We start from the raw sequence: 25,064 nt of genomic DNA on the forward strand, positions 1-25,064 counted from the left end.
CGTGGGCTTAGTGGCTAGCTCTGTGGCCATAGGCACGGGGTTTGACATAGTAATCGATAAAGGGCGCGCACAGGTTTGCCAGCAGCACAGCAAAGGCAAAGGCATCCGGGTAACCGCCAAAGCTACGTATCACGTAGACCAAAAGACCGATGAGCGCGCCGAATATTAAGCGTCCACGGGTGCTGGTTGCGGCTGTAACGGGATCTGTGGCAATGAAGAAAGCCGCTAGCATAGTGGCGCCGGAGAACAAGTGTAATAAGGGGCCCATATGGGTATCAGGGCTTAACAGATAACCTATGCTTGCACAGATAAACAGGCTGGCAAGAATTGCCGTACTGATCTGCCAACGGATCAATTTGAGTTTCAGCATTACCAGGCCGCCAGCAAGGTAAGCCAGATTGATTATCGCCCAGCCGATGCCGAAGCCATCGCTAAAATTGGGTTTGAGCAAGATCTCGTTGATGGTTAAGCCAGTTGATAGACCTGTTTTCACAGCATCCAGTGGGGTCGCCATGGTCATGCCATCGAACCCAGCGCGATAGGCGAGGATCTGCTCGGCATCGGCGCCTTGGAAGATAATACTTAGGCTTAGTAATAGATCTGTGCCGTGCAATGCGGCGCCGCTAGGGGCCACCCAGGTAGTCATCTGTACCGGGAAGGAGATAAGCAGCATGACATAGGCTGCCATGGCTGGGTTAAAGATATTATTACCAAGACCGCCATAAAGTTGCTTTACCACTAAGATGGCAAAGATCACCCCAATGGCTGCAATCCACCATGGTGCAAGCGCAGGAATCGCAACACCGATCAGTAGGCCGGTTAACGCGGCGCTATTATCGCTGAGGGTTTTTCCTACAGGGCGGCCGCGTAGCTTTAACACCGCAGCCTCTGTGGCTAGCGCTACGCCGATGGCGAAGACGATTTGGATCAGGGTGCCCCAACCGAAAAAGTAGCACTGGGCCAGCACGCCCGGTAGGGCACACAGCATGACCTTAAACATTAACCCGCGGGTTTGTGCTTTGGTTGAAAGGTGTGGCGATGAGGCCAACTTAAATGCCATGGTTAATCCTTGTGCTCATTGGTTGAGTTATCAGCTTGGGCCTTTGCCAGTTTCTTTGCCTTAGCTTTAGCGACCGCAGCGGCGATTTTGGCTTTCTTGAGCGCCGCGGCATCGTCAACAGGTGCTACAGAAGCAACTGGCTTATCAGCCATGATAGGCGCTTCGTCGGTGGATTGTTCTGCGCTAGCGACTGTTTGCTCTTGGTTTAAACCCGCCTGTTGAGCCTTCTTCGCCTTGGCTTTAGCGACCGCTGCGGCGATTTTAGCCTTCTTGATCGCCTCGGCATCGTCAACATTTGCTACTGAATCAACTTGCTTATCAGTAATGACAGGCGCTTCGTCAGTGGTTTGTTCTGCGTTAGCGACTGGCTGCTCTTGGTTTAAACCCGCCTGTTGGACTTTTTTCGCCTTGGCCTTAGCGACCGCTGCAGCGATTTTAGCTTTCTTGATCGCCTCGGCATCATCGATAGGTGCAGCCGTATCAGTTGGCGCTTCCCTTGACTGCTCTGTTAAGCCTGTCTGTTGCGCCTTCTTGGCCTTGGCGCGGGCAATGGCAGCGGCGACTTTCTCCTGTTGGCTTAAAGGGGCTGTCTGCTTGTCTGTCTGAGCCGGCTCTTGGTCAATTTCAGCTGCTGGCGACTGTTGCTGCGCGGCCTTTTTCGCTTTGGCACGGGCGATGGCTGCGGCGACTTTCTCTTTCTGACTCGGAGCGGCCGTGCTGCTATCACCACTTGCTAGCGTTACGCTAGATTCCGTTGTTGCTGCAGGTTCAGCTTCTGCTTTTTGCGGGGCCTTTTTCGCTTTGGCTCGAGCGATGGCTGCGGCGACCTTATCTTGTGGTTTCACTTCTTGTGGATTCACTGGGCTATCAGCGGCTGTGGCCTCAGTCTGTGTTGGCTCAGGTGCCTGAGTTTGCTCTTGAGCGGCTTTTTTCGCCTTAATCCTTGCCATGGCGGCAGCGACAGCATCTTTATCAGAGCCTGTCATCTGGGTCTTGCGCCGCTCCGCCGCTTGTTTTGCTTTATCTTCCCGCGCCTGCTTTTCCTGCTCGAGTCTTAGTGTGCGGGAATCGAAGCGCTGTTTGGCGAGTTCGGCCTGTTTCTTCTCTTCGGCTTCCTGTTTTAGCGCCGATTTCGCTACGCGGTAATATTCAACCAAGGGGATATCGCTTGGGCAGACATAACTGCAACAGCCACATTCGATACAGTCTCTTAGGTTGTAACTCGCTGCCTTGTCATATTCTTGCGCTTTAGCGTGCCAAAAGAGCTGCTGTGGTAGTAGTTGAGCAGGGCAGGCTACCGCACACTCACCGCAGCGGATACAAGGCTGCTCTGGACTCTGTGGCGCTATTTCTTGCTCACTCGGCATCAAGAGGCAGTTAGTGCCTTTGGTGATAGGCGCATCCCAATTGGGTAGCATATAGCCCATCATGGGACCACCAACTATCACAGGTGCATCTAAATTGCCTTTAAATTGGCAGACCTTTAGCAAGTGTGCCACAGGCGTTCCTATGGGCACCCAATAGTTACCAGGCTTGCTGACATTTTGCCCTGTGAGGGTAACAACACGCTCTAGCAGTGGCATGTTGCGATAAACCGCTTGAGCGATACTGTAGGCGGTGCCGACGTTTTGAACCAAGATCCCCAGATTAGCGGGTATGGCGCCTGATGGTACTTCCTGTCCCGTAAGGATCTGGATCAGTTGTTTTTCACCACCCGAAGGGTAGAGGGTCGGGATCTTTGCGACTCTGGCACAATTGCTTGGCAGTTTGCTGCGGTTAAGACTGTGTCCTATCTGTTCAATCGCTTCGGGCTTATTGTCCTCTATTGCGATAATAATGCGTTTTGGCCCAAGTAGCTGATGGATGATCTCGATGCCGCGAATGATTTCATCGCACTCTTCCTGCATTAGCTTGTCATCTGAGGTGATATAGGGTTCACATTCCACCCCATTGATGATCAGCAGTTCGATATCACTGACAGGAGTCAGTTTGATATGAGTAGGGAAGGCCGCGCCTCCCAGACCGGCAATACCCGCAGCCTGAATACGACTCAAGATAGCTTGATTGTCCATTTCGGCGACGTCATCGAGGCTCAAAGGGGCGTGAACCGAGTCTATCCAATGCTCTTGGTGGTCATTTTCAATCACACAGCTTAATACTGGCAGCGCAGAGGCGTGATTACTAGGGCGAGCCTCAATAGCGGTCACCTTGCCGGAGACTGGCGCATGTACTGGCAGATGACGGAAATCTTCACCTTGTGTCAGCACCTGGCCCTTGGCCACAGTATCACCTACTTTAACGGCTAAGATGCAAGTTTCGCCTACGCCGGGTACAGGTACTACGTAGTGCGCTGCAAGGGGCAGTTTGGTTATCTTATTTTGATTCGATAGGGATTTATGCTCTGGAGGATGAATACCGCCGGGGATACGCCACAGTGTGCCTTTATCTATCTGTTCTAACAAGGTTAACACTTAGATTCCTCGCTAATATTGACCACAGGTATGGCATTGAGTTGCCAGCTCCAGTTTTGTAGGGTTTCGGCTACAGGGATCATATCGATGCAATCGACCGGGCAGGGCTCTACACAGAGATCACAGCCGGTACAGTAATCAGTAATGACAGTATGCATCTGTTTACCTGTGCCCAAAATCGCGTCCACAGGGCAAGCCTGAATGCACTTGGTGCAACCGATACACTCCTCTTCGCGAATGAAAGCGACCTTCTTTACTTGAGTTTCTGCCGAGGCGGTTAACGGCTCAGGGTCGACGCCCATAAGCTCGGCCAGTTTTTCCATTGTGGCTGTGCCGCCCGGAGGACACTTATTGATCTTTTCACCGTTTGCTATCGCTTCGGCATATGGGCGACAGCCTGGGTAACCGCATTGACCACATTGAGTCTGGGGCAACAAAGCCTCAGCCTGATCGATAATGGGATCGCCTTCGACTTTAAATTTTTCTGCGGCGTAACCTAGTAGCGCACCAAAGGCGAGAGCGAGTAATCCTAAAAGGATAATGGCAATAATAACTTGGCTCATGCTTAATTAACCAAACCTGTGAAGCCCATGAAGGCCAGTGACATGAGTCCCGCGGTGATCATAGCGATGGCACCGCCTTTAAAAGGCATAGGCACATCGGCGGCGGCAAGTCGCTCGCGCATGGCTGAGAAGAGGATCAATACAATCGAGAAACCTGCTGCGGCGCCAAAACCATAGATAGCCGACTCGATAAAATCGTGCTTCTCGTTGACGTTGAGCAGAGCTACGCCTAAAACGGCGCAGTTGGTGGTGATCAGGGGCAGATAGATACCGAGCGCTCTGTGGAGTGAGGCACTGGTTTTTTGCACCAGCATTTCGGTAAATTGCACTACAACAGCGATCACCAGAATAAAGGCCATGGTGCGCAGATAGTTTAAATCAAATGGTGTCAGCAGATAGTTATCAACTAGATAACTCAAAATGGAGGCAAGCGTCAGCACAAAGGTTGTCGCCATCGACATCCCTATAGCTGATTCCAGCTTGCTCGAGACGCCCATAAATGGGCAGAGACCGAGAAATTTAACTAATACAAAATTATTGACCAGCACTGTGCCGACCAATAGGAGGAGATATTCGCTCATCTCAATGGGTTATCTATATCTAATTTATCGCTTATTATCAGCCTTTCGGCCGGGATAAACAACACAAAGAATGCAGGGATTAATTATCCCGCGGTCTGATTGCGCGCTGTTTGCTCATCCTTTGGTGATAAGGGCTTAGGCTTAGCGATGTAATAGCCTTGTAGGCCATCGACCAAAAGTTGTTCTAAGGCAAACTTTTCTTCCTGCTGTTCTATGCTGGACGCTATCACCTTGATTGACTGCTTTCGGGCAACATCGACAATCATCTTAACGAAGAAACGGTTGTTAGCGTCGCTGTCGATAGATTGGGAATAACTACCGTCGAGTTTGATAAAATCTGGCCGAACTTCTTTAAAAAATTTAAACGAGGTGAAGCCCATCCCAAAGTGCTCAACCGCGACCCGCGCACCAACACCATGCATATCGCGAACGAATTTGTGCGCCTGACTGATATTCGCTTGCATGCCGGCCTCGTTGACCTCAAGCACTATGCGCGAGGCGATTTGACGCTGACGCACTAAGAGATCTCTGAGCCAAGCGGTAAAGTCTGGCTGATTCATCGAGGCGGTGCTGATATTGATCCCTAAGGCGCCGGTGAGCGTGGGGGTGTCAATCAGTAAACGTAATGTACTTAAGATAATGATCTTATCGAGTTCGACACTCAGGCCATGACGTTCTGCCATGGCAATCACTGTACCTGTGGGCAGGAATTTACCTTCAGCACTGTAAAAGCGTGACAGCAGTTCGCTATAGATATTGTCGGCGCCACGGCAGGGTTGAATGTCCTGTGCTTGAAACTTAATCGCTCGGCGTTTAATGATATCTTCGATTGCCAGTTTCCAATGAGAATCGCCAATCAGTTCCTCATCGGTCAGTTTCTCCTGAATATGATAGCTGTTGGGACCTAGGGTCTGGGCTATGCTAACGGCTGCATCGGCGATATAGACGAGAGATAGGGCATCCCCCCCTTGCTGGTAGGGAACCAAGCCGATATAGGCGGTGGCGTCGAGATCGCTAGTTTGCTGGAATTCATCAAATTCCGCCTTTAACTTTTCTAAAGGCCCATGGGCATCTTTAAGGACGAGGTCGGGAATAAACACGGCAAAGTCGGCGCTTGAGAGTCGAAATGCTTCAATATTGGGGATCCCTTGTAGCGCCTTACGAATACAGTTAGCAACACCCGAAAGGTAATCGTCACCGGCGGCCCGCCCCATACTCTGGTTGACATGTCCCAGTTCGGTTGCCTTGATCATCGCCATCAACCCAATTCTGTCTTTACCTGGTTTGGCGATTGCATCAAGCTTTTCGGTAAATTTAGGGCGCGTTCCAAAAAGTGTTATGGGATCTTGGTAAGCTTCTCGATTGAGCTGCTCATTATCCTTTTTTATCTTATCGAATTTCTCATGTAATGCGCTGCGACAATGCTCTATGGCCTTGCCTAAGGGTTTCAGCTCTCCTTTAAAACGCGAGTGTGCTATGGCGTCAAACTTAAGTTCAGCTAAGGTATCGAGTGCTTCAACGGCGTAACGAACACTGCGCTTTTGGCGATGTATGATGAGTGAGACCAATAGGGCAAGAACCAAATAGGTACCACCAATCCAATATAGGCTTCGTATAAATTGATTGACGGCGTCATTTGCGATGCCGCGGCTAGCGAGTTTAACTTGCAATCTACCCTGGGCGAGGGCCCGTGTGTCATCTCTTAGTTGGCTAAACAGCAATGTGGCAAGATCATGACTGGTTGGAATGAGCTGGCCATGGGTGTAATTCAGATTGCCATCTAGCTGATGCACATATTGAAAAAACTGAAAGTCATACTCTTTACTTAACAGCGCAAAGAGGGCTTTGCCATCTTCAGGGAGGGCTTGCTGCCAAAGCGGATTGGCTTGATATTCTTTAAGCTGGGTGTCGGCGAGCCTAACTATCTGCTGTTTTTGGCCTTGATAACCTATTGCTATCAGGGTCAGGCAAACTGCAATAAGAAGTAGATGAATTGATTTTCCAACGCCCATAAATAGTAACCTAAGACAATCGATTACTCATTCTAGCTAAATTTGAAACGGATAGTCTAACGCTTTATGGCAGATGAGATTTTTTAGACGAAGCGTGAGAGGATAACGAAGAAGATGGCTCCCCAGACTGGACTTGAACCAGTGACATACGGATTAACAGTCCGCCGTTCTACCGACTGAACTACTGGGGAATCTTTAGTGGAATATGATAGTGAAGTGGCTCCCCAGACTGGACTTGAACCAGTGACATACGGATTAACAGTCCGCCGTTCTACCGACTGAACTACAGGGGAGTAGAAACTTCGCTATCTATATAAGTATAAGTGGCTCCCCAGACTGGACTTGAACCAGTGACATACGGATTAACAGTCCGCCGTTCTACCGACTGAACTACTGGGGAACAGATACTTATATGGTTAAACATTTGGCTCCCCAGACTGGACTTGAACCAGTGACATACGGATTAACAGTCCGCCGTTCTACCGACTGAACTACTGGGGAACTACATAATGCTTAACTATCTTCTTAAATAAACGCTTTGGCTCCCCAGACTGGACTTGAACCAGTGACATACGGATTAACAGTCCGCCGTTCTACCGACTGAACTACTGGGGAATAGAAACTTCGCTATCTATATAAGTATAAGTGGCTCCCCAGACTGGACTTGAACCAGTGACATACGGATTAACAGTCCGCCGTTCTACCGACTGAACTACTGGGGAACAGATACTTATATGGTTAAACATTTGGCTCCCCAGACTGGACTTGAACCAGTGACATACGGATTAACAGTCCGCCGTTCTACCGACTGAACTACTGGGGAACTACATAATGCTTAACTATCTTCTTAAATAAACGCTTTGGCTCCCCAGACTGGACTTGAACCAGTGACATACGGATTAACAGTCCGCCGTTCTACCGACTGAACTACTGGGGAATCGTATAAGCGACTCGTCGTTGAAGACGGAGCGCATATTAAATCGCTCTTACACACGAGTCAACTCGACTTGGCAAAAAAAGTGTAATTATGCTGTTAAGTGCTCATCTAATGCGCATAGTGATCGCTAAGTGGGCATTTTGGCTATTTCGCGGCCATATCTGGCTGAAAATTATCACCTATTAACGATTTTTCGACGGAGATTATGGCATGGCAAGCGTTTTTGTCGGACAGTCGTATTTTCAAATGTAGTAAAATTTCATCTCATCAATGAAATCTCACCATTCGCTTAAATAGCCCTAAAGCCGCGATTCTCCTGAGGTTGCGCGACTTATCCACTAAATCTGTGGATAAACCTGTGGGTTAGGACGAAAACCTACGGTCAAAGCCCGATGGATTGGGACTTGTACTTAAAATGACGAGATTTAGCTACTCTTAATATTGCCACTGTTTATCAATAACTTATAAAAATCAAGCCCCGTAGAGCAATAAAAGTGGCGGCGTTACAAATATGTAATCAGATTTAGGCGATAACTTGTGTATTAATCTGGCTCTAGCCTTAGGTTTTTGGCTGTTTTTTAATCTAAAGGGGGAGATTTCTACCTTGTACTAAAGTTACATGACAACTTGATGATGTTTAGGTGCTATTTTGGTTAAATCTGCTTGCGAATAAAAACAGGGTTCGCAATTGGCTAATGAGTTTGGGTCAATTAAGATAGGTGCACTGTTATAAAGGAGTGCACCATTGAGTGAATCAGCGTTCGACCTCGTATCTCAATATCAGCCGGCTGGCGATCAGCCTACAGCCATCAAGCAGCTCGTAGAGGGACTCGAATCCGGCCTGGCTAGTCAGACGCTGCTGGGGGTGACGGGCTCAGGCAAGACCTTTACCATTGCCAACGTCATTAAGCAGATGCAGCGCCCCACCATTATTATGGCGCCCAACAAGACCCTGGCGGCTCAGCTTTATGGCGAGATGAAGGAGTTCTTCCCTCATAATGCCGTTGAGTATTTTGTTTCCTATTACGACTATTATCAGCCCGAAGCCTATGTGCCTTCGACCAATACCTTCATTGAAAAGGACGCATCGGTTAACGCCCATATTGAGCAGATGCGCCTGTCGGCGACCAAGGCGTTACTGGAACGCAAAGATGTGGTGCTGATCGCATCTGTCTCAGCCATCTATGGTTTGGGCGACCCTGAATCTTATATGAAGATGTTGCTTCATCTGCGCCAGGGCGATTTTATGGGCCAGCGCGAGATCCTTCAGCGCCTGAGTGAGTTGCAATATACCCGTAATGATATCGAGTTAGATCGCGGCACATTCAGGGTGCGTGGTGAGGTGATCGATATCTTCCCGGCGGAATCCGATAAGCAGGCGATCCGTGTTGAGTTGTTTGACGATGAGATCGACCGCCTCAGTCTCTTTGACCCACTGACTGGCCATATCTTACAGCGGATCGCACGTACCACGGTTTACCCCAAGACCCACTATGTGACGCCAAGAGAGAAGATCCTCGCAGCCACCGAGGAGATAAAGCAGGAACTGAGACAGCGTAAACAGTATCTACTAGACAATAATAAGTTGATCGAAGCTCAGCGTATCTCGGAGCGGGTGCAATATGATATCGAGATGATGACTGAGCTAGGCTACTGCTCCGGCATCGAAAACTACTCACGTTACCTGTCGGGTCGACGTCCAGGCGAGGGGCCACCAACCCTGCTTGATTATCTGCCGGCAGATGGTTTGCTGATCCTGGATGAGTCTCATGTGACTGTGCCTCAGATTGGCGCCATGTATAAAGGCGACAGGTCGCGCAAGATGAACCTGGTGGAATATGGTTTTCGTTTACCCTCGGCATTAGACAATCGCCCGCTTAAGTTTGAAGAGTTCGAGTCGTTAATGCCCCAGACTATTTTTGTGTCGGCGACGCCTGCGCAATATGAACTCGATAAGAGTGAAGGGGAGATCGCCGAGCAGGTGGTCCGTCCTACCGGGCTGCTGGATCCAGAGATTGAAGTGAGGCCTGTGGCGATTCAGGTTGACGATCTCTTGTCTGAGGCGAATAAACGTGTGGCGGTTAACGAGAGGGTGTTGGTGACGACTTTGACCAAACGTATGGCTGAGGATCTCACCGAGTACCTGGACGAACATGGGGTTAAGGTACGCTATCTGCATTCAGATATAGATACTGTAGAGCGGGTCGAGATCATTCGCGATCTGCGTCTTGGGGTATTTGATGTGCTCGTGGGGATTAACCTACTCAGGGAAGGTTTGGATATGCCAGAAGTGTCGTTGGTGTGCATATTGGACGCCGACAAAGAGGGCTTCTTGCGCTCTGAACGTTCATTGATTCAGACCATTGGCCGAGCGGCGCGTAACGTTAACGGTAAGGTTATCCTCTACGGTGATAAGGTGACTAAGTCGATGGCCAAGGCGATAGGGGAAACCGAGCGGCGTAGAGAGAAGCAGCATAAATTCAATCAGGCCAATGGTATAACGCCTAAAGGGGTATCGAAAAAGATCGCCGATGTGATGGATCTTGGTGGTCATAACGAGCATACGGCTAAGGTGCTGCCGAAATATCATAAAGTGGCCGAGTCACGCACGACCTATGCTAAGCAAGATGCCGCGAGCCTCAGTCACCAGATCGATGAGCTGGAAAAACGTATGCATCAGCACGCCAGAGATCTTGAGTTTGAGCAGGCGGCGGCGCTGCGAGACGAAGTATTGGCGTTGCGCGAAGCTCTGATTAAGGCTTAAGCGGTTAAGGTTTAGGCCTCCAAGGTTTGAGTGGGCTTAAAGCACGCCGGAGATGAAAAAGGCTAACCTCAGGTTAGCCTTTTTCATCGCCCCTATTGAGGCCATGTCCAGCGAGATCTGCCCGTAGGATTAACGGGCGAAACGCCTTATCTGGCGCAATAGCAGGAATAGTAAGATACCGCTGACCACGCCTACCAGGTGCGCCTCGGTGGCGACCCTAGCGTCGATCAATTTGGTGATCTGATCGGTCGCGCCATAGTACTGTTCATAGGCTACCTTGGCACAGACCCCAGCAAATAATAGATAACCAGAGCGGATCTTCATCTGGATATCTTTCAGCGCGCCATAAGCAAACAGACCGTGCAACATGCCACTTAGCCCCACATAGCCGCTAAGGGTTGGGTAAAACCAATAGAGAGCCAGCCCCTGTAACAGGCAGAGCAGGCAAAATAATAAAGTGAAGTTACCGGCGCGGTAATGATTTTCGTGCAGGAAACTGATCACCCAGAGGCCGCCAAGATTCATCAGCAGGTGCCAATGATTGGTGTGTAGCAGGTTGCCCGTTAACAGGCGCCACCACTCGCCATGGGCGATAGCGGTGCGGCGAAAGGCCAGTGTGGCGTCCAGTTGCAGAAAATAGAGCAGGGCACACAGTATGCTTATGGCCAGCACCACACCATAGGGCGTGGCGCGTGACGTCAGGCGAGCTAACATGATGCGTCCAACTGCGCCATGACTGTCTCTTTATCGTCGAGATAATCTTGCAGCCCTTTGGCTCTCAAGAGGCAGGCTGGGCAGGTACCGCAACCGCTGCCCAGAATACCGTTATAGCAGGTCAGCGTCTGGTCGCGCACCAGCTCAAGCTGATGATACTTGTCGGCCAGTGCCCATGTTTGGGCCTTATTGAGCCACATCAAGGGGGTGACCAGCTTAAGTTCTCTATCCATGCCCAGTTCAAGCGCCGATTGCATCGCCTTGATAAATTGATCGCGGCAGTCTGGATAACCAGAGAAATCGGTTTCGCAAACACCAGTAATGACACTCTCGGCACCAAGCTGATAGGCGTAGATCCCGGCGAGCGTTAGAAACAGGATATTACGACCCGGCACGAAAGTGTTGGGTAAACCATTATCCATCAGCTCATTAGATACCGGAATCGCATCTCGTGTCAGGGCCGAGATAGCCAATTCATTCAGTACAGTGACATCCAGTATCTTGTGACTGGCGACATTAAGCTGCTGCCCCAATTGTTTGGCGGTTTCTATCTCTTGACTGTGCCGCTGGCCATAATCGAAGGTCACGGCATGCACCTCATCATATTGGCTGAGTGCTTGGATTAAACAGGTGGTGGAATCTTGCCCGCCACTAAATACAACAACGGCTTTAGACATTTTATGGGTCCGATAAAAAATTTTCCGATAGTTTAACTGACCCGTAAGGTCATGCAAATTTTCTTGGCCGGTTCGTTGGTATTTAGCGGTAAATTCAGGAATCCTCGATGAATTAATGGGGTTATACTTGCTTGTAGGGGCAAAATCTTCTATAAAAGCCGCCCCAAAGCGACGAGGTTAAAGATGAAGTATCCGGTCAATGAAGTTTTCGAAACCATCCAAGGTGAAGGGGTTTACACCGGGGTGCCTGCGATATTTGTGCGCCTGCAAGGTTGCCCTGTGGGGTGTTCTTGGTGTGATACCAAACATACCTGGGAAACCTTGGCTGAAAACCGAGTCTCTTCTGAACAGGTGATTCAGGTAGACGGTACCATAGGCCGCTGGGCCGAACTGGATGCCAGAGAGTTACTGATGCACTTTAAGGTGCAGGGCTTTAGTGCAAAGCATGTGGTGATCACCGGCGGCGAGCCTTGTATCTATGATCTCACCGCTCTCACGCAATCTTTGGCAGATGCGGGGCTACAATGTCAAATCGAGACCAGTGGCACTTTCGATGTGCTGGTTGATCCCAGAGCCTGGGTGACGGTTTCTCCTAAGGTCAACATGAAAGGGGGCTTCAAGGTCCTTGAGCAGGCGTTAGAGCGTGCCGATGAGATCAAACACCCTGTGGCTAAGGCATCGCATATTGAAGAGCTTGATGAGCTATTAAAGGGGGTCGATACCCTGGGTAAGACTATCTGCCTGCAGCCCATAAGCCAGAAGCCGCGCGCCACTGAGTTGGCGATGAAAGTGTGTATCGAGCGAAATTGGCGTTTATCGATACAGACCCATAAGTATCTCAATATCGATTAACCTCATCAAGATTGACGGTGGTGTGCACCGTCAATCTCTTACCCGCCAACTTTTCTATTCAAATCATTGTTAGCCACAGCAGATTAATCAAGTCGACCCGTGTGGTTAAACTCGGCGAGCTTGTCTTCATAGTATTTGATATCGCCTATGTGGCTTGAGACCCACTCGCTGTCGTAGTAAGTGTCCAGGTAGCGCTCGCCCGCATCACACAACAGGGTCACTATAGACCCGCTTTGACCTTGGCTATGCATCTCACTGGCTAGTTGCAAGGCGCCATAAAGATTAGTCCCGGTAGAGGGGCCAGCTTTGCGACCAATCAAGCGTTCTAGCCAATAGATGGTGGCGATCGAGGCACTATCATCTATCTTGACCATGTGATCGACCACCCCCGGAATGAATGAGGGTTCGGCTCTGGGGCGGCCTATGCCTTCGATACGGCTGGCGTTGGCGCAACTAATGCTTGCGTCGCCGCTATGGAAATAGTCATAGAATACCGAGTTTTCTGGATCGACGACACAGAGCTTAGTGTCGGCGCGCTGATAACGAATGTAGCGGCCTATCGTCGCCGATGTGCCGCCAGTGCCTGGGCTCATGACGATCCAATTGGGTACCGGGTGGGGCTCCCTTTGCATCTGCTCGAAGATAGAGTTAGCAATATTATTGTTGCCGCGCCAATCGGTAGCACGCTCGGCGTAGGTGAATTGGTCCATATAGTGACCAGATAACTCGTCTGCCAGACGCTGGGATTCGGCATAAATTTGACTGGAATGTCCGACAAAATGACACCGGCCGCCGTAAAACTCGATCTGCTGGATCTTTTTCTTGGCCGTGGAGGCGGGCATCACGGCGATAAATGGCAGTCCCAGCAGGCGAGCAAAATATGCTTCTGAGACAGCAGTGCTTCCCGATGAAGACTCTATGATGGGGGTATGTTTGGTGATCCAACCGTTACATAGGGCATAGAGAAACAGAGATCTGGCCAGACGATGCTTTAAGCTGCCTGTCGGGTGGGTACTTTCATCTTTTAGGTAGATGTCGATGCCCGGCAACATAGGCAGATCTAACTTGATGAGATGAGTGTCTGCGCTGCGCTGGTAGTCGGCCTCGATTTTAGCGATGGCCTGATTGACCCAATTTTGTTCCATTCTTGCTCCAGAGGTTTTTGAGCGGTTAGTCGTTATAGCTTAACGAAATAAATTATAACGAAAAGGGGAATCGAATAGAAATGCGACTAGGTACATCAGATCTAATATGGCTTACTGTAATCGATGAAATTAGCTTAGGAATTTGATAGAAATTTGATTTTTGAATCAACAGGAAAGGAAAAAATGGTGGAGGGAGAAGGATTCGAACCTTCGAAGGCTGAGCCGTCAGATTTACAGTCTGATCCCTTTGGCCACTCGGGAACCCCTCCACAGATAACGCAGAATCACAATTTAATAAGAAAGATAAAGATGGTGGAGGGAGAAGGATTCGAACCTTCGAAGGCTGAGCCGTCAGATTTACAGTCTGATCCCTTTGGCCACTCGGGAACCCCTCCACGAATATCTCTTTATTACATTGTAGGCAAATGGTGGAGGGAGAAGGATTCGAACCTTCGAAGGCTGAGCCGTCAGATTTACAGTCTGATCCCTTTGGCCACTCGGGAACCCCTCCACAAATATCTCTTTATTACATTGTAGGCAAATGGTGGAGGGAGAAGGATTCGAACCTTCGAAGGCTGAGCCGTCAGATTTACAGTCTGATCCCTTTGGCCACTCGGGAACCCCTCCACAAATATCTCTTTATTACATTGTAGGCAAATGGTGGAGGGAGAAGGATTCGAACCTTCGAAGGCTGAGCCGTCAGATTTACAGTCTGATCCCTTTGGCCACTCGGGAACCCCTCCACGAATATCTCTTTATTACATTGTAGGCAAATGGTGGAGGGAGAAGGATTCGAACCTTCGAAGGCTGAGCCGTCAGATTTACAGTCTGATCCCTTTGGCCACTCGGGAACCCCTCCTCAATTGCGGCGGCAATAGTAGTCAGAAACGCCGCCGCTGTAAAGTCCCTATTTGAAATAATTGCTAAAGTTATGTCGCAAGCGGTCGATTAAATAGCAACGAGCTGTTTTATTGATGTTTTTTTATGCGAACTAGTCAGTTGTTAATCAACGAAAATCATTTAGGGTCACGTCTTAATCAGGCGGTGACCGAGCATCGCCGCGGTGAGTTTGGCCTGCTTCTGGCGATGTTGTCGAGCGACGCTAGAGATCTGGCACAGTTTCATCTTGATGGGGCGGACTTAGACAGCGAGGCAAAGTTAAAACGTCAATTTGATCTTCCAGAGCCACAAGCGTTAACGAGTGAGTTGCATAAAGGAATTGATTGCGACAATAGCGGCGCATTTCATCAGGCTGGTTTAAGCGGTTTTCATCTGCAGCAATATTTATCTCCTGAACCTTTAGTACACCGTGGTCGTGATCCGCTGGCGATGCAAGAGGTGTTGGCCAACTGTGATCCTATTACGGCTGCACGTTTTCATGGAGAGCTAACGGTTGATGCGCATCTGCTTGAGTTACCGCATTTTACTGAGCAGATTGTGAAGCAACGTGCGTTAGGTGACATTTTGGCATAGTCTTAAGTGCAGACGACTTGCTTTTGCTATATCGTGCGTTGTCATGTTTAGCATTAAGCATTTTTCCATAATTTAATAGGTAGAAGTCAGCATGAAAAAGATTCAAGAAGGACAATCGGAATTGGTGAACGATACATGTACCGATTGCGGCAGTTACGCCGACATCGGCGCGGTGATCGATGAGTTTGACACTGTACTGACATTAAACCGTCAAGGAGAGAATGCCCAGGCAGAATTACAGAAGCTTGCCGACGCTGCTAAAGCACGTTTTGATGGTGTGGTAAGTGAAATGACGACACTAGATGATGGTCAGCAACTGACGCTTACGTTCGGCTACAGCGCAGAGAAAATGATTTTTCAGCTAGAACATGGGTTGTAAGAGAATTTGCTGATTTTGGCTTGCTAGTGAGTAACTTGTTCGTGTAATGTTCACAGAATATTCTTATTAAAAATAACAACAATGTTTGTATTTGTGCTGCTCAGGGCAGTTTTTTTACCTCGATAACCTTGTTATCGGCTGTAGGATGTTATGATCAAACGCCAATTTCAGCATTTGCTCGAAATCATAGTCAATTCGACCGAAAAGCAAGAAGGTCAGTTTAAAGAGACGGCCGAGTTAGCTTGTCGTCTCTTAAGTCAATCGTTAGCGGTTGAACGTGTTGGCGTATGTTTATTTGATGTCGATAACGACACCACACAACTCATCGCGCAAGGCGATCAAAGTCTATCAGCTCTACGTCCTGTCCCCAGTCACTGCACTGCCTATCTTAATGAATTAAAGCTGCGCCGCATCATAGATGTCGTCGATGTCAATCTCGACAGCCGCGTCGATGAACTTAACCGCTATTTCTTCGATAATGAATTGGTTTCTCATCTTGATGTGGCTATTCGTATCAATGGCCATTTAGAGGGCGTTCTGTTTCTTGAGTCTAGTACTGCTCACCAATGGCAAGACAGTCAAATCCATGTCGCTTCACAAGTGGCCGATCAACTCGCCTTGACCCTAGCGACTCAAAGAGCCTACGAGACTGATGAACGCCTCAGTCTTTTTGTTAAGGCGATTGAACAGTCTGAACAGATCAGCATGGTGGTTAATCTTGCCACTAATAAAATTGAATATGTTAATGAAGCCTATCAATCTATTTCGGGTGAGCTGAAACAACAGATATTGGGCAAGCCAATATCCTCGCTGGACTTCTTTAAGCAATCACCGACTCAAGCTGAGACGGTATTAGCCCAAGTAAAACAGGGGAAGATCACTAAAGGTAACACTCAGTTGGTTCGTCGTGATGGTGAAAGCTATTGGTTGCGTTATAGGGTACGCCCCTTTACCACGCCCAGAGGCAATCACTATGCCTTGGTAACTGCCGAAGATTGTACAGAAGAGCTACAACAACAAAATGAACTCGAACGCTTGGCCTGGCGATGTGCTTTAACCGGTCTTTATAATCGTAGTTATTTCAATAGAGCACTGGAAAGAGTCCAACACGGCCATCTGATGCTGATCGATCTTAGGGGATTTAAGCGGTTTAACGATACCTATGGTCACAAAAAAGGCGACAGTTTGCTGATAGAGATCGGTAGACGAATCAAACACTTCGGTAGCGTTAAAAAGGCTGAACTCATGGCAAGGGTAGGCAGCGATGAGTTTGCTTTGGTGGTCGAGGGCATTGAAGACGAGCAGAGTCTTGATTACGCCATCAAGCGCCTTTATCACCAACTTAGCTTACCGGTACAGGTTGGGGTAGAGTCTTTTGAGGCTAAACCTGCGTTGTCCGTGGTTGACATAGATGCCTTAGAGGCGGGTTTCTCGGCGCTTACTTGCGCCGATATTGCCGTACAGTACGCGAAGAAGAAACAGGGCAACGCAGTACAGATCTTTAATCACGCCTTGCTTAATACCTTCAAAGAAGACGCCCAAATTGAGCGAGAACTTCAAGCAGCCCTTAAAAATAGAGAGTTTGAACTTTATTATCAACCTCTTAAAGATCTTGGCCGTCAAGCTTATATAGGTGCAGAGGCCTTGATCCGCTGGCATCATCCCAAGAAAGGGGTGTTGTATCCTGGTGCTTTTATCGATATTGCCGAGCAAACGGGAATGATCGCTGCGATAGGCGAATGGGTGCTCGAAGCCGCCTGCCGTCAACTTAACCTATGGCAGCATCACAACATCAATATTTCAATGCACGTTAACGTTTCCGCTCGACAGTTTTTCAGCACTCAACTCTATGATCAGGTGTGGGAGTTGGTGACACGTTATCGCATTCGACCCAACAGCTTGATCCTGGAGATCACCGAAACAGAATTAATGGACGATGTCGTGTACGCCACTCATCTGTGTAAAGAATTGGCAGAGCTTGGGGTTGGCTTGGCTATCGATGATTTTGGGACGGGTTATAGCTCTATGCGCTACCTTAAACAGTTCCCGATCTCTAAGTTGAAGATAGATAGATCTTTTATTTCAGATTTGAATGTGAGCCGTGAAAGTCGTGAAATCGTTAGTGCCATCATAGCCATGGCTAAAGCATTAAATATTTCACTCACCGCTGAAGGGGTTGAGACGGCGGAGCAGGAAACCTTCTTGTCGGCGTTAAGTTGTCATCAAGCCCAAGGATTCCTCTACAGTCCGGCGCTAAGAGAAGCTGAGTTCAGTCAATTTTTGAAACGTAACGCTGCGACTGAGTACCACTAGGGCTTAATAGGCGCCAAAGCGTTTTTAGCCTCGGCAACACTGCTTAAACTTTTTACCACTATTGCAGATACAAGGGTCATTACGTCCCGGGTATATGGGGGCGAATTGCTTTCCTTGGGTGTACCACCAACGTCCCGACTGTTTGACAAAAGAGGAGCGTTCGTGAATGGCATCTATACCTTCCTCGGTTTGATACCAGGCTTGAAACTCTACTAGACCACTGTCTTGTTCAACACGACTTTTAGCGACGCTCAACCCCAACCATTTTGTATGATTATCCTCATCTAAGATCTGCACACTTAAACCATTAAGGTGATCGGGATGGTGAGTGTCGATCAGGTACTGATGCTGTTTTAACACAAAAGCGCTATAGCGACTGCGCATCAGGCTTTCTGGATCGGGTGCTAATTGACCTTGGTGGTATGGCAAACAGCATTCTTGATAACTTAAAAGGCGTTCAGTCAGTTTCCTGCCGCAAGGACAAGGGAGTGAAGGGTCAATCATGTTTGCTGTCTTGCTCGGTTAAAGTCGAAAATTGGCGGCCATAGTAGAGGTTTGGCAAAGGCTTGGCACTGTAATAGAAAGAGGGCTCTGAACGATTGTTGGTATCAACGGTAAGATACCATTTGCCATCTTCTTTTTTCTTAGAAACGATCACGAACTTACCGGCAAACTCGCTGACTGGCTCTTCGGTCTCTTTTGGCGGGTAGAAACGGATCAGATAATAGCCGACATCCGTGGCTTGCTCTTGTGCTAACTGACGTTCGATAACGCGAAAATCCACCTCGATATGAGCATTCTTGTGCTTAATTTTACCGAAGAATCGCTTGTACAGGGCTATGATGTTGTCTCGCCCCATGGTTATCTCTTTATTTTGTTGTTCAGGAATATAGCAAGCATTTTCGGCGTAGATATCTTGGATCACCTCGACATCGAGCTGTTCAAAAGCCATGCTGAACTGCTTATAAAAGTGATTTAACGCGTCGTTGTCGTTATTTTGGGCGAGAGTGTTGAAATTGATAACACACAGACCAACGACAAGGACAAATTTGAGGAGTTTCATTTAGCTACACGCTTCTGCTAATACTAGGCTCACTATAATCTAAGCCCTAATGATGCGAAAGTTTTAGTTCTTAACAAATTGTGTATCTACTACTCAATGCTTTTTTTTTCAACATAAAGCGTCAGTTAGCTGCTTTAAATGTGTATTGGTCTTGATGTAAAAGATCTTGTAGCTGCGAGTTTTCGGCATAAACAGAGGCTAAATTTGAAGCATTCAGAATCTGTAAGTGCTGTCTGGCTTGAGTTTTGGAATCAGTATACGGATACTTTCTGTTGTAATAGCGTATGTGAGAGTCAACTGGGCACTGGTCACATAGATGAAGTGGGGGAATAGGGTATGAGTGAAGATGATAGCGCACTTTTTCTCGCTTCGATGCAAGGGGTTAAGCCATTAAAGTCGAGCCAAGTAGCGACGCTGCATGGTGCAAATAATCAGCACAGCGATCAACTACGCCATCAGGCGGCGCAGCGCCGTTTGGCCTTAGATAAGTTGTCGCTCGATCTGGCTGAGATCATGCCCATCGCGCCGGATGCCGTCGTAAGCGTTAAAAAGGAAGGCGTCCAGGGCCAGGTGTTTAAGTTATTTCGCCAGGGTAAATATGAGGTGCAGGCCGACCTAGACCTTAAAGGGATAGCTCTGCCTAGAGCACGCGAACTCTTGTATGATTTTGTGGTGAATAGCCAACAGGCAGGGTTTCGTGCCCTCATAGTGATCCATGGTACTGGTGTGAATAACCAGCCATTTCCGGCGAAACTCAAGTCTTGTGTTACTGCCTGGCTGGAAGAGATCCAAGGGGTGCAGGCTTTTCATTCAGCGCCTAAAATCTGGGGCGGTGCTGGGGCCATGATGGTGATGTTGGCCAAATCTAGTCAAGATAAGCTAGAAACGGCCGAGCAGCATCAAAAAGGTCAACATAGATGGGCTTGATGGCATAAAAAAATCACCTTAAGAAAGGTGATTTTTTTATTGTACAGGGCCTAATTAAGCCCCTTGCGGGGCTATTCTTTTTGAGGCTAGCAGGAATAGCTTACCAACCACACTGACGATTCGCCTGTTTATTCTGCTCATCTAGCCAAACTTTCAGTGGCGCAAAGTAGTCCAGCACCGCCGAGGCATCCATCTCCTGTTTGCCGGTAACCACTTCAAGTGCTTCTGGCCAAGGCTTACTTTGACCCATCTCTAACATGGTATTAAGTTTCGCGCCGGCTTCCTTGTTGCCGTAGATGCTGCAACGATGCACTGGCCCCTTATCGCCCGCGATATCACACAGCGCCTTATGGAACTGGAACTGTAGTATGTGAGCCAGGAAGTAGCGAGTATAAGGTACGTTACCTGGAACATGGTATTTGGCGCCGGGATCGAAGTCCGCTTCGCTGCGCACCACTGGCGCTTTCACACCTTGATACTTTTCTCTTAATTGCCACCAGGCCTGGTTATATTGAGCCGGGGTGATCTCACCACTGAACACCTTCCAGCGCCATTGGTCGATCATCAGGCCAAAGGGTAAGAAGGCAACCTTGTCTAGTGCCTGCTTTAGCAATAGACCAATATCTTTAGACGCATCGGGTACCTCATCGAGCAGGCCGATTTGCTTGAGATAATTTGGTGTGATCGACAGCGCGACCGTGTCACCTATGGCTTCATGGAAGCCGTCGTTAGCGCTGTTTTTAAAGATGAAAGGTTGGTCTTTATAAGCACGTTGGTAGAAGTTATGACCCAACTCATGATGGATCACGGTGAAGTCTTCAGCGGTTTTCTGAATACACATCTTAATGCGGATATCATCCAGGTTATCCAGATCCCACGCCGAGGCATGACAAACCACATCGCGATCTTTAGGTTGTACGAAGAGTGAACGGCTCCAGAAAGTATCTGGTAGCGGCTCGAAACCTAAGGATGTGAAAAAGCCTTCAGCCTGTTTAACCATCTTATGTTCATCATACCCCTGCTTGGCAAGCAGTTCGGTGACATCATAACCAGGATCGGCATTTTCAGGCGCGACAAGATCGTAAATGTTACCCCATTGCTGGGCCCACATATTACCTAATAGGTGGGCAGGGATTGGACCTTGCTCCGGCGCAACTTCGTCACCATACTGCTCGTTGAGCTCGCCCCTGACATAGCAGTGCAGGGATTCATATAATGGTGATACCTGACCCCAGAGTCGGTCGAGTTCATCTGAGAAGGCATCTGGCTGCATGTCATACTGGCTGCGCCAAAGTTCAGATAGGTTGGCGTAGCCAAGATCTTTTGCGCCCTCGTTAGCCAGTTCAACTTCACGTTCAAACAGCGGGCGCATAGGTTTGGCGATAGCTCGCCATCCTTGCCATATCGCCTCGAGTTCTTGGGGATTGCGTGAACTGGCCATAATGCCAGAGAGCTCTGGTTGCGTTAGACAGCGACCGTATTCCAGGCAATATTTACCCTTACCGTAAAGGCCATTCAGCTCGGCGCTAATGTTTGCCAGTTCCGCATTCTTTTTCGGGTCTAACGGTGCGGGTAAAACTAACGCGCTACGTAAGATGTTGAGTTTACGTTTATCTGTATCATCGAGTGGCAGTTGAGTGTAGTTAGCCGCTTGAGTGGCTAGTTGTACCGACAGCGCGGTTTGGCGCTCACCCACAGAGGCCGCAAGGGCTGCTGTGTCTTCGGTGATAAAATTACTGTAGATCCACTCGGCGCGATTTTGTTCAATGGAGAGCGCGGCGAGTTCTGACTCGGCTTTAGCGATAAATGTTTTAGCGTCTTCGATGCTGGCCACGGGGTTGGTGGCATTATCTGTGCTGGCTTGCTGTGGGTTGGCTTGATTCGTATTAGCATCACTTTCACAGCCGCTTGCGCCGAGAGTTAACGCAATGACCATGGCAAGAGGGGTCAATTGGGCACGAATGGGGATCATAAGAGCTTCCTTTGTTATTTTTGTGTGGCATAGTTTACTCAATCTCGCCAAAGTTTACAGTCTATTAACTGCTGTCACTTCGTTTTACCCAATTAAGTACCTGGTTTACTTCACCTGCAGGAGAATTACATTTGACAATAACCGTACCAGTGTTTAATTTAAACAAACGTTTAAATCAGAGTTTGTAGGTCACGGAATGGCAAATCGATCCGACACAAAAACAAGAATACTGGATGCAGCAGAAAAGTTATTTGCCGAGCGCGGCTTTTCAGAAACCTCTTTGCGTCTTATCACTAGTAAGGCAGAGGTAAACCTTGCATCGGTTAACTATCATTTTGGTTCTAAAAAAGAACTGATCCGCGCAGTATTGGCCCGCTATTTAGATAGGTTCATGCCTGACGCGTCAAAAGAGTTAGTGCAATTAAAACAAGACAGAGAACCTAGCCTTAATGAGATCTTCTCATCTCTTGTTAAGCCACTTCTTGAGCTCAACAAGTTTAAAAGTGATGGTACTCGTACTTTCTTACAACTCTTGGGGCGCGGCTATATTGAAAGCCAGGGGCACCTGAGATGGTTCATCACCACACATTATGGTGAACATCTCAGTGAATTTGTTAAAGCCGTTGCTGAGAGCGCGCCACATATTCCCCCCGCTGAGATGTTTTGGCGATTACACTTTACCTTAGGCACAGTGGTATTCACCATGGCCTCAGCCGATGCGCTGACCGAAATCGCCGAAGCCGATTTTAATGAGCATAATGATATTGAAGCTGTGATCCGTAAGGTGATCCCATATTTGGCTGCCGGTGTGGCAGTGCCTGTAACCACCGACTAGGGGGCTGTATGACACTCTTTATCTTGGCACTATTGGTGATAATAGTGCTTTTCGGCGTTAAAAATATACGCATGCAGTTTATTACGCGGCCTGTGTTTGCTTTCTTTAAGAAGGTGTTGCCTCCTTTGTCTGACACAGAAAAAGAGGCGATGGAAGCTGGCGATGTGTGGTGGGAAGCTGAGCTCTTCAGGGGTAAGCCAAACTGGGATACCTTGCATAGCTACGGTCGTCCTCAATTGACTGAAGAGGAAAAGGCGTTTATCGATGAGCAGGTGATGACAGCCCTGACGATGATCGACGACTTTAACATAGTTCAGGAACGTAAAGATCTACCGCCTGAACTCTGGGACTACTTCAAGAAAGAGGGCTTTTTCGCCCTGATCATTCCTAAAGAATATGGTGGTAAGGCTTTCTCTGCTTACGCCAACTCAACCATTGTCAGTAAGCTGGCCAGTCGTAGCGTTAGCGCTGCGGTGAGCGTCATGGTGCCAAACTCTCTTGGTCCTGGCGAGTTACTGACCCATTACGGCACCAAAGAGCAGCGTGATCATTGGTTGCCACGCTTGGCGAGCGGAGAAGCTGTGCCTTGTTTTGCACTGACTGGTCCTGAGGCGGGTTCTGATGCCGGCGCCATACCTGATGAAGGTATAGTGTGCCGCGAAAAGTTCCAAGGTGAAGAGGTGTTAGGCCTCAAGTTAACCTGGGATAAGCGCTATATTACTCTGGCGCCTGTTGCCACAGTACTGGGGTTAGCTTTTCAGATGCGAGATCCCGAAGGCCTGTTAGGTGACCAGGTCGACCTTGGCATTACCTGCGCGTTAATTCCAACGGATCATCCAGGTGTCGAAATCGGTAGTCGTCATAATCCGCTCAATATGGGCTTTATGAATGGGACGACCCGTGGCCAAGACGTGTTTATTCCGCTCGATTGGATCATTGGTGGCCCTCAATATGCGGGGCGCGGCTGGCGTATGCTGGTTGAGTGCCTGTCTGCCGGTCGTGGTATATCACTGCCTGCACTGGCGACGGCTTCTGGCCATGTGGCGACTAAGACAACCACAGCTTATAGCGCTGTACGTCATCAGTTTGGTTTGGCCATTGGCCAATTTGAGGGGGTGCAAGAAGCGCTTGCGCGTATCATTGCGAACACCTACCAACTAGAGGCTGCGCGGAGATTAACAACAACGGGTATCGATCTTAAGGTGAAGCCCTCTGTCGTGACCGCTATTGCCAAATATCATATGACTGAGATGGGCCGTGATGTACTTAACGATGCCATGGATATTCAGTCAGGCAAGGGGATCCAACTGGGGCCGAAGAACTACCTGGGCCATGGATATATGGCTACACCTATCTCGATTACTGTTGAAGGGGCCAATATTCTCACCCGTAGCCTGATGATATTTGGTCAGGGCGCCACCCGCTGTCATCCTTATGTGTTGGCGGAGATGGAAGCTGCGGCGATGGAAGATATGGGTGATGCTTTAGAGCGTTTCGATAACCTGCTGTTGGGTCATATCGGCTACGCCAGTCGAAATGCCTTAAGTTCAGTATGGAGCGCCTTAACCGCCAGTCGCTTCAATAGCGCGCCAGTCTCTGGTGAGACTAAACAATACTATAAAGATATGACTCGCCTGTCTGCTGCGCTGGCCTTTGTGACTGACTTGTCTATGTTGGTCATGGGCGGCGATCTCAAACGCAAAGAGATGCTTTCAGCAAGGCTAGGGGATGTGTTGAGTGAGCTTTATCTTGGCTCAGCCACCCTCAAGTTGTTTGAGGATAATGGCCGCCAGCAAGACGATCTGCCGACAGTGCATTATGTGATGCAGTTGAGGTTGCACAGAGCAGCCAAGGCACTCTATGGCGCATTACGTAATTTCCCTAATCGACCGCTGGCCTACATTATGCGCGCCTTGGTGTTCCCTCTGGGTAACCATTTTAATGGGCCAGACGACAAGCTAACGGTAGATGTCTGCCAAAGCATGCTCAGACCCGGCCCTGGTCGTGACAGACTGACTCATCTGTGTCCCGATTTTGAGGGAGACAAGGGCGGAATTGCTGAGGTAGAGCAGGCGTTTATGGCTCAGTACAAGGTTAAGCCTCTGTTGAAGAAAGTGCGCCTAGCGCAAAAAGAGGGCAAGCTGGATCGACAGTTAGTACCTGAACGTCTTTATGCCCAGGCGCTTGAGTTGAAGATTATCTCAAGTGACGAGCATGAGGCCTTACTTAACGCCGATAAACTACGTCAAGTTGCTATCGCCGTAGATGAGTTTGAAAGTCTCTAAGGGTGATCAAATATTTGAGGCATAAAAAAAGGTACGCAATG

Annotated in this window: 19 protein-coding genes and 14 tRNA genes; 8 read left to right on the forward strand and 25 right to left on the reverse strand. The window is 48.7% G+C overall.

The annotated features are described in order from the left end of the window. Window positions 1-7 precede the first annotated feature (7 nt). From rsxD to NY07_RS04330, 13 genes are all read right to left on the reverse strand, one after another. Window positions 8-1,060 (reverse strand): electron transport complex subunit RsxD, encoded by a 1,053-nt coding sequence (gene rsxD / locus NY07_RS04270; protein ID WP_033538113.1) that lies wholly within the window; start codon window positions 1,058-1,060, stop codon window positions 8-10. A gap of 2 nt (window positions 1,061-1,062) precedes the next feature. Next, window positions 1,063-3,531, reverse strand: a complete 2,469-nt coding sequence (rsxC, locus tag NY07_RS04275; RefSeq protein ID WP_033538114.1) for an electron transport complex subunit RsxC — start codon at window positions 3,529-3,531, stop codon at window positions 1,063-1,065. Then, window positions 3,525-4,094, reverse strand: coding sequence for an electron transport complex subunit RsxB (gene rsxB, locus NY07_RS04280; RefSeq protein WP_033538115.1), 570 nt, complete (start codon window positions 4,092-4,094; stop codon window positions 3,525-3,527). Before rsxB ends, rsxC begins: the two co-directional genes overlap by 7 nt. A gap of 2 nt (window positions 4,095-4,096) precedes the next feature. Beyond that, window positions 4,097-4,675, reverse strand: a complete 579-nt coding sequence (gene rsxA / locus NY07_RS04285; RefSeq protein ID WP_033538116.1) for an electron transport complex subunit RsxA — start codon at window positions 4,673-4,675, stop codon at window positions 4,097-4,099. Between the two features lie 83 nt (window positions 4,676-4,758). Beyond that, a complete protein-coding gene (locus NY07_RS04290) occupies window positions 4,759-6,687 on the reverse strand; it encodes an EAL domain-containing protein (RefSeq protein WP_033538117.1) in 1,929 nt (642 codons plus the stop codon). A 115-nt stretch (window positions 6,688-6,802) separates the two neighbouring features. Next, a tRNA-Asn gene (locus NY07_RS04295) sits at window positions 6,803-6,878 on the reverse strand. Between the two features lie 26 nt (window positions 6,879-6,904). Beyond that, a tRNA-Asn gene (locus tag NY07_RS04300) sits at window positions 6,905-6,980 on the reverse strand. A gap of 31 nt (window positions 6,981-7,011) precedes the next feature. Continuing rightward, window positions 7,012-7,087 (reverse strand) — tRNA-Asn (locus NY07_RS04305). Between the two features lie 25 nt (window positions 7,088-7,112). Beyond that, window positions 7,113-7,188, reverse strand: a tRNA-Asn gene (locus tag NY07_RS04310). 38 nt (window positions 7,189-7,226) lie between these two features. Further along, a tRNA-Asn gene (locus tag NY07_RS04315) sits at window positions 7,227-7,302 on the reverse strand. Window positions 7,303-7,333: 31 nt separating this feature from the next. Next, window positions 7,334-7,409, reverse strand: a tRNA-Asn gene (locus NY07_RS04320). A gap of 25 nt (window positions 7,410-7,434) precedes the next feature. Beyond that, window positions 7,435-7,510 (reverse strand) — tRNA-Asn (locus tag NY07_RS04325). A 38-nt stretch (window positions 7,511-7,548) separates the two neighbouring features. Then, window positions 7,549-7,624: transfer RNA gene (locus NY07_RS04330), tRNA-Asn, on the reverse strand. Between the two features lie 745 nt (window positions 7,625-8,369). On the opposite strand from NY07_RS04330, the gene uvrB reads away from it, so the two are divergent. Beyond that, on the forward strand, window positions 8,370-10,388 hold the full coding sequence (uvrB, locus tag NY07_RS04335; protein ID WP_033538118.1) for an excinuclease ABC subunit UvrB: 2,019 nt from the start codon (window positions 8,370-8,372) through the stop codon (window positions 10,386-10,388). Between the two features lie 129 nt (window positions 10,389-10,517). Here the strand turns inward: uvrB and rrtA are convergent, their stop codons facing one another. Further along, window positions 10,518-11,102, reverse strand: coding sequence for a rhombosortase (rrtA, locus tag NY07_RS04340; protein ID WP_033538119.1), 585 nt, complete (start codon window positions 11,100-11,102; stop codon window positions 10,518-10,520). Then, window positions 11,096-11,779 carry a 7-cyano-7-deazaguanine synthase QueC gene (gene queC / locus NY07_RS04345; protein ID WP_033538120.1) on the reverse strand — a complete coding sequence of 228 codons (684 nt, stop codon included), beginning with the start codon at window positions 11,777-11,779 and terminating at the stop codon, window positions 11,096-11,098. Before queC ends, rrtA begins: the two co-directional genes overlap by 7 nt. A gap of 183 nt (window positions 11,780-11,962) precedes the next feature. On the opposite strand from queC, the gene queE reads away from it, so the two are divergent. Then, complete coding sequence (gene queE / locus NY07_RS04350; RefSeq protein WP_033538121.1) at window positions 11,963-12,631, forward strand: 7-carboxy-7-deazaguanine synthase QueE; 669 nt, start codon at window positions 11,963-11,965, stop codon at window positions 12,629-12,631. An 83-nt stretch (window positions 12,632-12,714) separates the two neighbouring features. Here the strand turns inward: queE and NY07_RS04355 are convergent, their stop codons facing one another. The 7 genes from NY07_RS04355 to NY07_RS04385 all read right to left on the reverse strand — a co-directional run bounded on the left by NY07_RS04355 (window position 12,715) and on the right by NY07_RS04385 (window position 14,635). Further along, window positions 12,715-13,776, reverse strand: a complete 1,062-nt coding sequence (locus NY07_RS04355; protein WP_033538122.1) for a PLP-dependent cysteine synthase family protein — start codon at window positions 13,774-13,776, stop codon at window positions 12,715-12,717. 184 nt (window positions 13,777-13,960) lie between these two features. After that, window positions 13,961-14,045 (reverse strand) — tRNA-Tyr (locus tag NY07_RS04360). Window positions 14,046-14,086: 41 nt separating this feature from the next. Further along, window positions 14,087-14,171: transfer RNA gene (locus NY07_RS04365), tRNA-Tyr, on the reverse strand. A gap of 31 nt (window positions 14,172-14,202) precedes the next feature. After that, window positions 14,203-14,287 (reverse strand) — tRNA-Tyr (locus tag NY07_RS04370). 31 nt (window positions 14,288-14,318) lie between these two features. Then, a tRNA-Tyr gene (locus tag NY07_RS04375) sits at window positions 14,319-14,403 on the reverse strand. A gap of 31 nt (window positions 14,404-14,434) precedes the next feature. After that, window positions 14,435-14,519: transfer RNA gene (locus NY07_RS04380), tRNA-Tyr, on the reverse strand. A gap of 31 nt (window positions 14,520-14,550) precedes the next feature. Continuing rightward, a tRNA-Tyr gene (locus NY07_RS04385) sits at window positions 14,551-14,635 on the reverse strand. A 125-nt stretch (window positions 14,636-14,760) separates the two neighbouring features. Here NY07_RS04385 and NY07_RS04390 point away from each other — a divergent pair. The 3 genes from NY07_RS04390 to NY07_RS04400 all read left to right on the forward strand — a co-directional run bounded on the left by NY07_RS04390 (window position 14,761) and on the right by NY07_RS04400 (window position 17,941). Further along, window positions 14,761-15,249, forward strand: coding sequence for a VC2046/SO_2500 family protein (locus NY07_RS04390; protein ID WP_033538123.1), 489 nt, complete (start codon window positions 14,761-14,763; stop codon window positions 15,247-15,249). Window positions 15,250-15,340: 91 nt separating this feature from the next. After that, entirely contained in the window at window positions 15,341-15,628 is a 288-nt protein-coding gene (locus NY07_RS04395) for a DUF406 family protein (RefSeq protein ID WP_033538124.1), read from the forward strand. A gap of 150 nt (window positions 15,629-15,778) precedes the next feature. Continuing rightward, entirely contained in the window at window positions 15,779-17,941 is a 2,163-nt protein-coding gene (locus NY07_RS04400; RefSeq protein ID WP_033538125.1) for a putative bifunctional diguanylate cyclase/phosphodiesterase, read from the forward strand. A 24-nt stretch (window positions 17,942-17,965) separates the two neighbouring features. On the opposite strand, the gene NY07_RS04405 is transcribed toward NY07_RS04400, so the two are convergent. Both NY07_RS04405 and NY07_RS04410 read right to left on the reverse strand, forming a co-directional pair. Then, window positions 17,966-18,445, reverse strand: a complete 480-nt coding sequence (locus NY07_RS04405; protein WP_052125489.1) for a YchJ family protein — start codon at window positions 18,443-18,445, stop codon at window positions 17,966-17,968. Continuing rightward, window positions 18,438-19,004, reverse strand: coding sequence for a YybH family protein (locus NY07_RS04410; RefSeq protein ID WP_033538126.1), 567 nt, complete (start codon window positions 19,002-19,004; stop codon window positions 18,438-18,440). The genes NY07_RS04405 and NY07_RS04410 overlap by 8 nt, the downstream gene beginning before the upstream one ends. Before the next feature lie 336 nt (window positions 19,005-19,340). Here NY07_RS04410 and smrA point away from each other — a divergent pair, with 336 nt between their 5' ends. Then, window positions 19,341-19,931 carry a DNA endonuclease SmrA gene (gene smrA, locus NY07_RS04415; protein ID WP_033538127.1) on the forward strand — a complete coding sequence of 197 codons (591 nt, stop codon included), beginning with the start codon at window positions 19,341-19,343 and terminating at the stop codon, window positions 19,929-19,931. A gap of 100 nt (window positions 19,932-20,031) precedes the next feature. Here the strand turns inward: smrA and NY07_RS04420 are convergent, their stop codons facing one another. Beyond that, a complete protein-coding gene (locus NY07_RS04420; protein ID WP_033538128.1) occupies window positions 20,032-21,903 on the reverse strand; it encodes a M2 family metallopeptidase in 1,872 nt (623 codons plus the stop codon). A 196-nt stretch (window positions 21,904-22,099) separates the two neighbouring features. On the opposite strand from NY07_RS04420, the gene NY07_RS04425 reads away from it, so the two are divergent. Next, window positions 22,100-22,738, forward strand: coding sequence for a TetR/AcrR family transcriptional regulator (locus NY07_RS04425; RefSeq protein WP_033538129.1), 639 nt, complete (start codon window positions 22,100-22,102; stop codon window positions 22,736-22,738). An 8-nt stretch (window positions 22,739-22,746) separates the two neighbouring features. After that, entirely contained in the window at window positions 22,747-25,023 is a 2,277-nt protein-coding gene (locus NY07_RS04430; protein WP_033538130.1) for an acyl-CoA dehydrogenase, read from the forward strand. Window positions 25,024-25,064: the final 41 nt, after the last annotated feature.

It is taken from the genome of Shewanella sp. ECSMB14101 (assembly GCF_000773485.1).
Classification (GTDB): domain Bacteria; phylum Pseudomonadota; class Gammaproteobacteria; order Enterobacterales; family Shewanellaceae; genus Shewanella; species Shewanella marisflavi.

What these genes read in the sequence shown, in the direction of transcription:
- NY07_RS04420 (WP_033538128.1), bottom strand. Translation starts at nt 21,903, where the DNA reads ATGATCCCCATTCGTGCCCAATTGACCCCTCTTGCCATGGTCATTGCG.
- NY07_RS04410 (WP_033538126.1), bottom strand. Translation starts at nt 19,004, where the DNA reads ATGAAACTCCTCAAATTTGTCCTTGTCGTTGGTCTGTGTGTTATCAAT.
- NY07_RS04430 (WP_033538130.1), top strand. Translation starts at nt 22,747, where the DNA reads ATGACACTCTTTATCTTGGCACTATTGGTGATAATAGTGCTTTTCGGC.
- rsxA (WP_033538116.1), bottom strand. Translation starts at nt 4,675, where the DNA reads ATGAGCGAATATCTCCTCCTATTGGTCGGCACAGTGCTGGTCAATAAT.
- NY07_RS04400 (WP_033538125.1), top strand. Translation starts at nt 15,779, where the DNA reads ATGATCAAACGCCAATTTCAGCATTTGCTCGAAATCATAGTCAATTCG.
- smrA (WP_033538127.1), top strand. Translation starts at nt 19,341, where the DNA reads ATGAGTGAAGATGATAGCGCACTTTTTCTCGCTTCGATGCAAGGGGTT.
- NY07_RS04355 (WP_033538122.1), bottom strand. Translation starts at nt 13,776, where the DNA reads ATGGAACAAAATTGGGTCAATCAGGCCATCGCTAAAATCGAGGCCGAC.
- NY07_RS04390 (WP_033538123.1), top strand. Translation starts at nt 14,761, where the DNA reads ATGCGAACTAGTCAGTTGTTAATCAACGAAAATCATTTAGGGTCACGT.
- NY07_RS04425 (WP_033538129.1), top strand. Translation starts at nt 22,100, where the DNA reads ATGGCAAATCGATCCGACACAAAAACAAGAATACTGGATGCAGCAGAA.
- rsxB (WP_033538115.1), bottom strand. Translation starts at nt 4,094, where the DNA reads ATGAGCCAAGTTATTATTGCCATTATCCTTTTAGGATTACTCGCTCTC.
- NY07_RS04405 (WP_052125489.1), bottom strand. Translation starts at nt 18,445, where the DNA reads ATGATTGACCCTTCACTCCCTTGTCCTTGCGGCAGGAAACTGACTGAA.
- NY07_RS04290 (WP_033538117.1), bottom strand. Translation starts at nt 6,687, where the DNA reads ATGGGCGTTGGAAAATCAATTCATCTACTTCTTATTGCAGTTTGCCTG.
- queE (WP_033538121.1), top strand. Translation starts at nt 11,963, where the DNA reads ATGAAGTATCCGGTCAATGAAGTTTTCGAAACCATCCAAGGTGAAGGG.
- queC (WP_033538120.1), bottom strand. Translation starts at nt 11,779, where the DNA reads ATGTCTAAAGCCGTTGTTGTATTTAGTGGCGGGCAAGATTCCACCACC.
- rrtA (WP_033538119.1), bottom strand. Translation starts at nt 11,102, where the DNA reads ATGTTAGCTCGCCTGACGTCACGCGCCACGCCCTATGGTGTGGTGCTG.
- rsxD (WP_033538113.1), bottom strand. Translation starts at nt 1,060, where the DNA reads ATGGCATTTAAGTTGGCCTCATCGCCACACCTTTCAACCAAAGCACAA.
- NY07_RS04395 (WP_033538124.1), top strand. Translation starts at nt 15,341, where the DNA reads ATGAAAAAGATTCAAGAAGGACAATCGGAATTGGTGAACGATACATGT.